This is a genomic window from Candidatus Enterococcus willemsii, from assembly GCF_009933335.1.
GTDB classification, from domain to species: domain Bacteria; phylum Bacillota; class Bacilli; order Lactobacillales; family Enterococcaceae; genus Enterococcus_F; species Enterococcus_F willemsii.
In genome coordinates, this window is record NZ_MAEL01000010.1 from 86,206 (window position 1) to 98,155 (window position 11,950).

General features: G+C 37.4%; 10 protein-coding genes. All 10 read left to right on the forward strand.

Features of this window, described 5'->3' with window-relative positions; genetic code table 11:
* The 10 genes from BAU17_RS01610 to BAU17_RS01655 all read left to right on the forward strand — a co-directional run bounded on the left by BAU17_RS01610 (position 1) and on the right by BAU17_RS01655 (position 11,926).
* Positions 1 to 1,434, forward strand: a complete 1,434-nt coding sequence (locus tag BAU17_RS01610) for a 6-phospho-beta-glucosidase (protein ID WP_161901066.1) — start codon at positions 1 to 3, stop codon at positions 1,432 to 1,434.
* 178 nt (positions 1,435 to 1,612) lie between these two features.
* Positions 1,613 to 2,413, forward strand: coding sequence for a metallophosphoesterase (locus BAU17_RS01615; RefSeq protein ID WP_161901067.1), 801 nt, complete (start codon positions 1,613 to 1,615; stop codon positions 2,411 to 2,413).
* Positions 2,414 to 2,532: 119 nt separating this feature from the next.
* Positions 2,533 to 3,192 carry a TetR/AcrR family transcriptional regulator gene (locus BAU17_RS01620; protein ID WP_161901068.1) on the forward strand — a complete coding sequence of 220 codons (660 nt, stop codon included), beginning with the start codon at positions 2,533 to 2,535 and terminating at the stop codon, positions 3,190 to 3,192.
* Entirely contained in the window at positions 3,189 to 4,916 is a 1,728-nt protein-coding gene (locus tag BAU17_RS01625; protein ID WP_161901069.1) for an ABC transporter ATP-binding protein, read from the forward strand. Before BAU17_RS01620 ends, BAU17_RS01625 begins: the two co-directional genes overlap by 4 nt.
* Entirely contained in the window at positions 4,913 to 6,784 is a 1,872-nt protein-coding gene (locus BAU17_RS01630; protein ID WP_161901070.1) for an ABC transporter ATP-binding protein, read from the forward strand. The genes BAU17_RS01625 and BAU17_RS01630 overlap by 4 nt, the downstream gene beginning before the upstream one ends.
* 130 nt (positions 6,785 to 6,914) lie before the next feature.
* Positions 6,915 to 7,643, forward strand: a complete 729-nt coding sequence (locus tag BAU17_RS01635; RefSeq protein WP_161901071.1) for an ABC transporter ATP-binding protein — start codon at positions 6,915 to 6,917, stop codon at positions 7,641 to 7,643.
* 3 nt (positions 7,644 to 7,646) lie between these two features.
* Positions 7,647 to 8,864, forward strand: coding sequence for an ABC transporter permease (locus BAU17_RS01640; RefSeq protein ID WP_161901072.1), 1,218 nt, complete (start codon positions 7,647 to 7,649; stop codon positions 8,862 to 8,864).
* Positions 8,865 to 8,984: 120 nt separating this feature from the next.
* On the forward strand, positions 8,985 to 9,764 hold the full coding sequence (locus BAU17_RS01645) for a phosphotransferase family protein (RefSeq protein WP_161901073.1): 780 nt from the start codon (positions 8,985 to 8,987) through the stop codon (positions 9,762 to 9,764).
* 44 nt (positions 9,765 to 9,808) lie between these two features.
* On the forward strand, positions 9,809 to 10,462 hold the full coding sequence (gene trmB / locus BAU17_RS01650) for a tRNA (guanosine(46)-N7)-methyltransferase TrmB (protein ID WP_161901074.1): 654 nt from the start codon (positions 9,809 to 9,811) through the stop codon (positions 10,460 to 10,462).
* Positions 10,463 to 10,567: 105 nt separating this feature from the next.
* Positions 10,568 to 11,926 carry a gluconokinase gene (locus BAU17_RS01655; RefSeq protein WP_161901075.1) on the forward strand — a complete coding sequence of 453 codons (1,359 nt, stop codon included), beginning with the start codon at positions 10,568 to 10,570 and terminating at the stop codon, positions 11,924 to 11,926.
* The last annotated feature ends 24 nt before the right edge of the window (positions 11,927 to 11,950 follow it).

Here is an 11,950-nt window from a genome sequence, read left to right on the forward strand (position 1 = left end):
ATGAAGAAAGATTTCTTATGGGGCGGTGCACTAGCCGCTCACCAATTTGAAGGTGGATGGGACGCAGACGGCAAAGGGCCTAGCGTCATTGATGTAATGACTGCAGGAGCACATGGTGTTCCTCGTGAAATTACAGAAACAATCGAAGCCAATAAATATTATCCAAACCAAGTAGCAATTGATTTTTACAATCGTTATAAAGGTGACGTGGCATTATTTGCAGAAATGGGCTTAAAATGTTTACGTACTTCAATTGCTTGGACACGTATTTTTCCCAAAGGTGACGAAGAAACACCAAATGAAGCAGGATTACAATTCTATGATGATTTATTTGATGAATTATTAGCTAATGGGATTGAACCGGTGATTACTTTGTCTCACTTTGAAATGCCGTTACATTTAGCGCGTGAGTATGGTGGTTTTAGAAACCGTAAAGTAATTGATTTCTTTGAAAAATTTGCGATTACTGTTTTTGAACGTTACAAAGATAAAGTAAAATATTGGATGACATTTAATGAAATCAATAACCAAATGGATGTTAATAACCCAATCTTCTTATGGACAAACTCCGGTGTCAAAGTCGAAGAAGGCGAAAATGCGAAAGAAGTAATGTACCAAGTTGCACACAATGAATTAGTTGCCAGTGCTAAAGCTGTGATTGCTGGGAAAAAAATTAATCCTGACTTCCAAATTGGTTGTATGGTATCACATGTGCCGATTTATCCTTATTCATGTAATCCAGCAGATATTATGGCAGCAGAAGAAGCTATGCACCAACGTTTCTTCTTTGCAGATGTTCACGTACGTGGTTACTACCCAACATATGCGCTAAAAGAATTCGAACGTGAAGGCTACAATTTAGATATTCGCGACGAAGATTTAGAAGTATTAGCAAATGGAACCGTTGATTACATTGGTTTAAGCTACTACATGTCAACAGTTGTTAAAGCAGACGCCAAACAAGATAATTTAGGAAACATTACAAATGGTGGTCTACCAAATGGTGTGGACAACCCTTATATTGAAACCAGTGATTGGGGTTGGGCGATTGATCCAGAAGGATTACGTTATGGATTAAACCGTTTATATGACCGTTATCAATTACCATTATTCATCGTAGAAAATGGTTTTGGTGCAATTGACGTATTAGAAGAAGACCATACAATTCATGACCAAAATCGAATTGAATATCTAACCAAACACATTGAAGCAATGAAGAAAGCAATTGACTATGATGGTGTCGAATTATTAGGTTATACACCATGGGGAATTATTGACCTTGTTTCATTTACAACAGGTGAAATGAAAAAACGTTACGGTATGATTTATGTTGATCGTGACAATGAAGGAAATGGTTCTTTAGAACGTTATAAAAAGGATTCATTTGATTGGTACAAACAAGTGATTGAAAGTAACGGAGAAAAATTATCATAGTCTGAAAGCTAGATGAGGATAACCAGATGATACAAGAAAGGTCAATCAGTAATGATTGCCTGATTGAATCATCTGGTTATTTTTTTCGTTAAATATCTTCTAAGGATTCAGAGAAAAATAATATTGCGCAGAAAACTATTGTAGAATAAATGAACAAACAATAGAAAGTGAGCACGAAATGAAACGAAAAATAATCTTCTTGATTGTCATCATTGTCATTTTTTTACCAATTTATGCTTTCCAAATTGAACCACGTTTGGTAAAAGTCAACTCGGTGGAACTGGGAACAGGAACGCAAGAATTAAAGGTTGTTCAGCTTTCAGATATTCAACTTTCTGAAAGTTATAAAGAAAATCGCTTGGATAAAGTCATTAAAAAAGTCAATCAGGAAAAACCAGATTTGATTGTATTTACTGGCGATTTATTTGATAATTATTCGGAATATGCGAATGAAGACGCGATTATTTCTAAATTATCTGAATTGAACGCAACGATTGGCAAATACGCAGTCTGGGGAAACCATGATTATGGCGGTGGGGCTGCTCGTGTTTATGAAGAAGTCATGACAGCATCTGGCTTTCAAGTATTACGTAATAATGGAGAAACCATTCCGTTAGCGAATAAGCAACTCTTTATTGGTGGTTTAGATGATTCATTGCTAGGAAATCCGTCCGTTAGTGAGACGCTAGCCGCACGTCAGCAATACGATTATTCAATTATCTTAACTCATGAACCCGATGTTGCGGATGGCTTCATCGGAACCGATACGCAATTAGTGTTGGCCGGTCACAGTCATGGCGGGCAAGTATGGGTACCTTTTTATCAAGTGACGAATGTTTTAGCTGAAAAATACGTTCGAGGTCTATATGAACTTGAAAAAGGGATGCATTTGTATGTGAATACTGGAATTGGTACAACGGTGATTCATGCACGTTTTGGTGTTGTCCCAGAAGTCACAGCATTTACCATTCATATTTAAGAAAAGATTAGTATTTGGAATTTATTTTCCGATGCTAATCTTTTTTCTTGCGTTTTGTTTTTTGAGGTGTATAATGACACAGTGTCATATGACAGAGTGTCATGAGGAGGAGAGCAATTATGCCTAGTGAAACATTTTTTAATTTGCCAAAAGAAAAGCAAGAGCGAATTTTAGAAGCAGCACGCAAAGAATTTTCTCGTGTCTCGCTAAATGAAGCGTCAATTGCAAATGTAATTAAAGATGCGGAAATACCAAGAGGGAGTTTCTATCAGTATTTTTCAGATAAGGAAGACTTGTATTACTATTACTTTGACACAGTACGTCGTGATAGTCATCGGTATTTAGTACAAGCGATTCAGCAAGCCGATGGTGATTTATTTTCCGGTTTTGAAACGTATTTTAATGCCTTTGTTTCAGAAATATTTGTAGGCAAACATGCTTTATTTTACAAAAATGTATTTACCAACATGGATTATCATGGATTCCGTCGAGTGGCACCAATTGAAAAAAGAAATGAACAATGTCATGGAAAGCATGAACGAAAACAAAAGCATAGGGAATTACTGGATAGTATTGATTTATCCAAATTAAGAGTCAATGATGAACGGGAATTACAATTATTATTACAAATGGTGATGCACACTGTTTTTACCACGATTGCCGATGGTTATCGTCGTCAATTGGCTGATGGTTCTTATGATGTGGCACTCATTAATACAAATTTCCAAAGTAAGCTGAACTGGCTGAAAAATGGAGCACGGAAGGAGCAAACAATATGATAAAAATTTGGAAACGAATTTCTTGGATATCTGCGTTAATGGCCGTTCTTTTTATGATTGTACAGGTCATTTCCGATTTATATTTACCAACATTAACATCAAATATTATTGATAAAGGGGTTGCTGTGGGCGATATTGACTATATCTGGCAAACAGGAATGGTAATGATTGGTTTTTCAGTCATTAGTATTATTGCAGCTGTGGGAAATACCTTCTTTGCAACCAGAGAATCACAAAAATTAGGAAAAAATTTACGAAGTGATATCTACCGTAAAGTCGAACATGCTTCTACGCGAACCTTTGATAAATATGGCACAGCATCATTAATTACTCGTACAACGAATGATGTGAACCAAATTCAAATGGTGACACAAATGTTTTTACGCATGATGATTAATGCACCGATTACCTTATTGGGAGCCAGCTTTTTAGCCTATCAAAAAGATGCGCAATTAACCCGGATATTCTTAGTAGTCATTCCAATCATCGTCGTTGCGATTGGTGGTATTATGTACTTTGCAGTCCCATTATTTAAAAGTATGCAAGCAAAAACAGACCGTTTGAATCTAGTTTTCCGTGAAGGACTGACTGGTGTGCGCGTGATTCGTGCGTTTAACAAAGCTGGTTATGAAGAAAATCGGTTTGATGATGCCAATAAAGATTACACGCAAACGGCGATTAAAGTAAATACGATTGTGGCTTTGATGATGCCTTTAATGACTTTAATTATGAGTGGAACGAACATTGCAATTACTTGGTTTGGTGGTCATTATATTGCTGATATGACATTAGAAGTAGGGAACTTGATTGCTTTTATGACTTATGCGATGCAAATTTTGATTAGTTTTATGATGTTGTCGATGATTTTTGTTATGGTGCCAAGAGCCCAAGCTTCAGCTGATCGGATTAATGAAATTTTAGCAGAAGAAGATGAAATTAAAGATATTCCACAATCAAAAACAATTGAACGTCAAGGAAAGGATACATCGTTGGTGTTCAATCATGTGAACTATCGTTTTCCTGGGGCTGAAAAATTAGCACTAGCTGATATACACTTCAAGGCAACTTCTGGACAAACAGTAGCGATTATTGGTGGAACCGGTTCTGGGAAAACAACGTTAGTCAATTTGATTCCTCGTCTGTATGATATTGAATCGGGTAGTATTACCTTAAATGGACAAGATATCTCACAAGTGAAACAAGAAGAATTACGAGATATTATTGGCTTTGTTCCTCAAAAGGCGGTGTTATTCACTGGTACGATTCGAGACAATATGCGTTATGGTCGACCAGATGCAACTGATGAAGAAATTTGGCGTGCGTTATCTATTGCTCAAGCCAGTGATTTTGTTGAAGGATTAGCAGATGGTTTAGATAGTCATGTGGAACAAGGCGGCGGCAATTTTTCTGGTGGACAACGTCAGCGTTTAGCAATTGCTCGTGCACTCGTTAAAGAAGCAGATGTATATGTCTTTGATGATTCGTTTTCAGCGTTGGACTTCAAAACAGATGCCAATTTACGCAAAGCTTTGAGTGAGTCGATGACTGAAGGAATTAATGTCATTGTAGCTCAACGTGTAAGTACCGTCATGGATGCCGATATGATTCTTGTGTTGGATGAAGGAAAAGTTGTTGGACAAGGCACACACGATGAATTATTAGCAACAAATGACACATATCAAGAAATTGTACACTCACAATTGAGAGAGGAGGATCTTGCATGAGTAAAGATAAAAAACAGCCGACAACTGGACATGGACCAGGTCGTGGACACGGCATTGGTATGAAACCTCAAAAACCAAATAATTTTTGGGGAACAACGAAACGTCTTTTCCGTTATATGTCCTCTCGTTCTTATGCAATTGTGCTGGTATTTGTTCTAGCGATTGCGGCAGTTGTCTTTCAAATTCAAACACCAAAGGTTTTAGGTCGTGCAACAACGGAAATTTTCAAAGGCGTGATGGCTGGTGTTGAAAAGATGAAAGCAGGTGAGCAAATCACTAAATTTCCAATTGACTTTGACAAAATTGCGCAAATTATTATGATTGTGATTGGTATGTATGTAATCTCTGCGGTCTTTAATTTCTTGCAACAGTTTATTATGACGCGTGTGTCACAACGAACCGTTTATGAAATGCGTCGTGATCTTGAAGGTAAAATGAACCGCCTACCAATCTCTTATTATGATACTCATAGCAATGGTGATATTATGTCGCGTGCGATTAATGATATGGATAATATTGCAGGAACGCTTCAACAAAACTTGACGCAATTTGTGACTAGTATCGTGACCTTTATTGGAGTTTTAGTGATGATGTTATCCATTAGTTGGCAAATCACACTGGTGGCATTAGTAACCGTTCCTTTAAGCTTGATTATTGTGATGCTGGTTGCACCACAATCTCAAAAACATTTTGCGGCACAACAAAAAAGTTTAGGTTTATTAAATAACCAAGTTGAGGAAACATATGGTGGACATACTGTTGTGAAGGCATTCAACCATGAACAGGCGGATCAAGAAGTCTTTGAAGTAGAAAATGAAAAATTATATGCAGCTGGTTGGAAGGCGCAATTTATCTCAGCGATGATTATGCCGTTAATGAATTTTGTCAAAAACTTAGGCTATGTCTTTGTTGCTATTCTTGGAGGAATTAAGGTAGCGAATGGGAATATGGCTTTAGGGGATGTACAAGCATTCTTACAATATACCAATCAATTCTCACAACCAATTACTCAAATTGCAAGTTTAATCAATACGATTCAATCAACGGTTGCTTCAGCAGAACGTGTCTTTGAAATCTTAGATGAAGAAGAAATGACCAATGAACCTTCTAACTTACCAGTAGAGGACAATAGCTACAAAGTACGGTTTGAAAATGTACAGTTTGGTTATAATGAAGACAAGTTATTGATGACTGATTTTAATTTAGATGTAAAACCAGGTGAAATGGTCGCAATTGTGGGGCCAACAGGTGCCGGTAAAACTACGTTAATTAATTTATTGGAACGTTTTTACGATGTATCGGGTGGCAGTATTCGTTATGAAGGGCAAGACACCCGTGATTTAAGCCGTGAAGAGTTGCGAAGTAAATTCTCGATGGTCTTACAAGATACGTGGTTATTTACTGGTAGCATCTATGACAATATTCTTTATGGTAATGAAGAAGCTAGTGAGGAACAAGTCATTGCAGCAGCTAAAGCAGCACACGTCGATGAATTTGTCCGTAAATTACCAGAAGGCTATGACACTATTCTAAATGAAGAAGCTAGCAATATCTCGCAAGGTCAACGTCAATTAATTACGATTGCACGAGCGTTCTTAGCGAATCCAGACGTTCTAATCTTAGATGAAGCGACTTCTAGTGTCGATACACGGACAGAAATTTTAATCCAACAAGCGATGAATCGTTTATTAGAAAATCGGACAAGTTTTGTAGTTGCGCATCGATTATCAACTATTCGTGATGCAGATAATATTATTGTAATGAATCAAGGGTCGATTGTTGAAACAGGTAATCATGATGCCTTGATGGCCCAAAATGGCTTCTATGCTGACTTATATAATAGTCAATTTTCAGAAGAAGTTGCCTAAGCGTAAAAACCAATCTCAAGATAATTGAGGTTGGTTTTTTTGAGGATGGAAGGTCTCTAACATAATTCAGAATATTCTTTCTTGTATGCTTCGTGTTATAATAAGGGTAGTAAATTTTGGAGGCTATCAAATGACATTATCAATTCAACATGTGACAGGTGGTTACGGACAATTACCTGTGTTAAAAGATATTAGTTTTAATATAAATGATGGTGAATTAGTTGGCTTAATTGGGTTAAATGGTGCAGGAAAAAGTACCACGATTAAAGAAATTATCGGCTTATTACAACCACAAAAAGGCACAATTACCATTGATGGATTAACATTAAAAAACAACCCAGAAGAATACCGTAAAAAGATTGGTTATATCCCAGAAAGTCCGGCATTGTACGAAGAGTTGACTTTAAGAGAACATCTGGAAGTTACTGCGATGGCGTATGATTTACCAAAGGAAATCGCCTTAGAACGAGCTGAAAGCCTATTGAAAACCTTTCGTTTAGAAAATCGCTTGAACTGGTTTCCAGCCAATTTTTCTAAAGGAATGAAGCAGAAGGTGATGATTCTTTGTGCGTTTTTAATTGAACCGAGTCTGTATATTATTGATGAACCGTTTCTTGGACTAGATCCGTTGGCGATTCATGCGTTGTTAGAACTAATGAAGGATATGAAAGAAACAGGTGCATCTATTCTTATGTCCACGCATGTGCTGGCGACTGCGGAAAAATATTGTGACCGATTTATTATGTTGCATAATGGCGAGATTCGTGCTCAAGGAACAATGGTGGAGTTACAACAGCAATTCGGTCTAACGAATGCTTCATTAGATGAAATTTATATTGCGCTAACGAAGGAGGCGTAATGAATGGCTGAATTTTTTCAAGAGCGATTGAGGCTGCATCAGAAAAATATGCAACGCTATTTAAAATATGTCTTTAATGACCATTTTGCGTTAATCATGATGTTTTTAATAGGTGGCTTAGGTCTGTACTACTCCAATTTATTGAAAACAACGACGATTAGTTTACCAGTGGGCGGTACGATTGTGTTGATTATTTGGTCCTTAGCTTTGTATATTGGGCAATTTACGAGTTTAGCCAAATCTGCGGATATCGTTTTTTTACTACCGAAGGAAAGGCAAATGCGCACGTATTTGTCGCAAGCTTTTAAATATAGCTGTTACTTTCCGTTTGCTATGTTAGCTCTGATTCTTGGCGTAACGATGCCTTTGTTGGTGGTAGTTACTGGACAAGGATTTTCAACGTATTTTTATTATTTGCTGATGTTGTGGGGCTTGAAATTTAGTCATCTGCAGATTCAGCGCATGGCTTTGTTTCAGGATATGGAAAAGGCAAAAACCAACGCTTGTCTTTTATGGCAAATCATTACAATTGGCACTCTCGCGCTAAGTATTTTTATGTATCCTATCATTGGTTTAGTATTAGCTGTGTTGCAAATCTTCTTATTTCATAACTTGTGTTGGCAAAAAATGCATGCCCCTTTGGACTGGGAACGTATGGTTCAAAAGGAACAGCATCGCTTGCATCAAGTCTATCGTTTTATTAATTTGTTTACCGATGTACCGGAGATTACGGCACAAATCAAACGCCGCAAGTATTTAGATGTTCTCTTATCGAAAATCACTTTTTCTAAAGAACATACCTATTTGTATTTATATGCTAGACGTTTACTGCGTGGAACTGAATTTAGTGGCTTGTATTTGCGCTTGGTCGTACTTGGCAGTGTGTTACTAGTCTTCGTGTCGGAGCGTTGGTTTGCTTTAGGCATTGGCGCGTTGTTTATTTATCTGATTGGTTTTCAATTACTACCCTTATACCATCAATTTCAATATATGGTCAGTGCACAATTATACCCGATTCCTGAAAAGCAAAAACTACAGGCAATGAAACAATTGCTTGGAGGCTTGTTAGGGATGAAGGCAGTGATTTTTACGGTTGTTAGTTGCTTTGCTTTACCAACGTGGAGTCAACGGCTGATTGTAGGACTCGGATATTTTGTCGTTGTCGGGCTATTTATTTTCTTATATCTGCCATATCGGATTAAAAAAAGCCAGTCAAAATAAGAATCTGATAAAGAATAGCTGAAAAATAGATGGGAATAAAAAAACGAACATACATGTGCTTGACGACCCGCCTTTAGGAAGCTAGAATAAGTATTACTGTGAAAAAGGAGGTAAGCGAAGATGGCGATTCGTTTTGATAACGATTGGAATTTGCAGCCAATAAAAGGCGATACAGGAAAAGCATACGTTGGCTTGAAAGCTGAAGACAAAGTGTTCATCAAACGAAATACCACTCCGATGCTTGCTGCTTTGTCAAAAGAAGGAATCACACCGAAATTAATTTGGACCAAACGTACGGGTGACGGCGATACGCTAACTGCACAAGAGTGGTTAGAAGGTCGTATCTTAGATCCTGAAGAAATTGGTCAACGTAATGATGTGATTGATGTGTTGTATCATTTACACCACTCGCAATCATTAAAGGATATGCTCGAAAAAATGGGTGGCATCGTGATGACCCCACAAAAAATGTTAGCAGAATATGAACGAGAATTACCACAATATTTGAAAGATAATTCCTTCTTGAGACTCGTCCATGCGTATTTGGAAAAAAACGTCCCAACCTTTAAAGCAATTGAAAAAACGGTTGTGCATGGTGATGTTAATTATCGTAATTGGCTTGTCTGTAAAAACTATTTGTACTTAGTTGACTGGGATTCTGTCATGTTTGCTGACCCGGCTGTTGATATTGGCACGATTTTAGGACAATATCTTCCTGTAACGAGTTGGAATCATTGGTTAATGAGCTACGGGATTCAAGGCAATAGTGAGAACATGGAAAAAGTCTATTGGTACGCATTACTAAGCTTACTACAAGAAGTCAAAAAATATTATCAACGCAATGCTTTGAAAGAAATGAATCAAAAAATACTACAATTAAAACGAATTTATACAGGATAACAGGTGGTGTAAAATACCACCTTGTTTTATGGAAAGGAACGAATATGAGAGTAAGAAAACGTACAGGAGCAGAGGAATTAATTGCTGCTCATCCAGAATTTGTTGTCGATCAACCACAGGAATGGAAAGGTCGTTGGGCAGAACGTTTTGGCAATGACCATCCGATTCATATCGAAATTGGAATGGGAAAAGGACAATTTATTTCAGGCATGGCAAAAGCGCATCCTGAAATTAACTACATTGGGATTGATATGCAAGTCAGTGTGGTCTCTTTTGCGCTTGATAAATTATTAGCGGAAGAAATTCCTAACTTGCAACTATTGCATGTAGATGGTTCAGCTTTAACCGAATATTTTGCGGATAGTGAAGTTGATCAAATTTATTTGAGTTTCTCAGATCCATGGCCAAAAACACGTCATGAAAAACGCCGCTTAACCTACAAAACTTTCTTAGCTGTAGATGAACAAATTTTACGTCCTGAAGGAGAAATTCATTTTAAAACGGACAATCAAGGTCTCTTTGAATATTCATTAGCAAGTTTTTCTCAATACGGATTAATCATTCAAAAAGTATGGCTAGACTTACATGCAAGTGATTATGAAGGCAACATTATGACAGAATACGAAGAAAAATTCTCTTCACGTGGACAACGTATTTATCGTGTGGAAGCGAAATTTCCAGATAAAACGAAAAAATAAAGAAAAGCATTTAAAAATGAGAGGCCTCGTTTTTAAATGCTTTTTTTTTCAAATTTTTAACATGAAATTGTGCTAAAATAGAAGAAAAACTTGGGGAGTGTCGGGATGTTTTTAGGAATTGATATTGGGACGACGGCAATTAAATTTGCTGTGATTGAAAATGGCTTGATTAAATATCAGCAAACGAGTCCAGTAACAACTTACCGTGAATCTAATGGTAGTTGTTACCAACGTTTTCATGAATTATTGGCTGTACTGAAAGTGGGTATCCAATCGATTCCCAAAGATATGCGTCAACAATTAGAAAAAATGAGCTTTAGCGTGGCGATGCATAGTGTATGTCCGTGGCAAGTAGGAGCGGACAAGATTTTTATTTGGTCAGATACTCAAGCTGAAAGTTGTATGGAGCAATTCAAACAAGAAGCACAAGCGCGTGTTTTTTATGAACGAACAGGCACGCCACTTCATGCAATGTCGCCATTTGCAAAAATTCTATATTTTCACCAACAAAAAATGTACCGTCCGACGACGATGTTTTATGGCTTAAAAGAGTTAGTGATGCATCATTTTGTCGGGCAGTTTGTATTAGATTATGCGACAGCTTCTGCTACTGGTTTGTTTCATTTAACAGAACGGACTTGGGATGAAGAAATTTTACAGTATGTTGGCATAACCACCGATCAATTAGCACTGACTGTCGATACCACTGAGGAATTTGCGCTTTTGCCGGAAGTTGCTCATGAGTTAATGATTCCAACGGATATTCAAGTCGTTATTGGTGCCAGTGATGGTTGTTTGGCGGCTTTTGCGAGTTACTGTGCGACAGGAATTCCCAATAGTTTGACGATTGGAACCAGTGCTTCGGTACGTCGAGTAACAAAAATACCACATTTTGATCCAACAAAACAAAATTTTTGTTATTACCTTAACTCAGAGTATTATGTGACGGGGGCACCTTCTAATAATGGTGGTTGTGTATTGGAATGGGCAAGTCAAATTTATGCAGATACACCAGCAGAATTTTTTGAACGCTTGCCGGAGACATTAGCGGCTTCGGTTATCGGCGCCAACGGGTTACGGTTTGCTCCATATATTAATGGAGAGCGTGCTCCTTTATGGCAAAAAGAAGTATCTGGTGCGCTAACCAATATCAAAATTACTCATACGAAAGCCGATATGGTTCGAAGTATTGTTGAAGGGATTCTAATGAATATTCGAACGTTGACCCGTATGGTAGGTGTCGATGAGGCTTTGTCTTTAAGCGGTGGTTTCTTCAAAAGTGAGGTATTGCGTCAGCTAACGGCTGATATTTTAGGAACTGATTGTTATTTATCTGATTATAATGAACCGATTATGGGGCTGTATTATTTGATTTATGGTCCAAGTGAAAGACCGACACAAACGATTGAAAAAGTTCATTACGATGAGACAGTTACGGATGTCTATCATCAGCTATTCCAATAAAAAAGAGCGTATGAAATCATTATC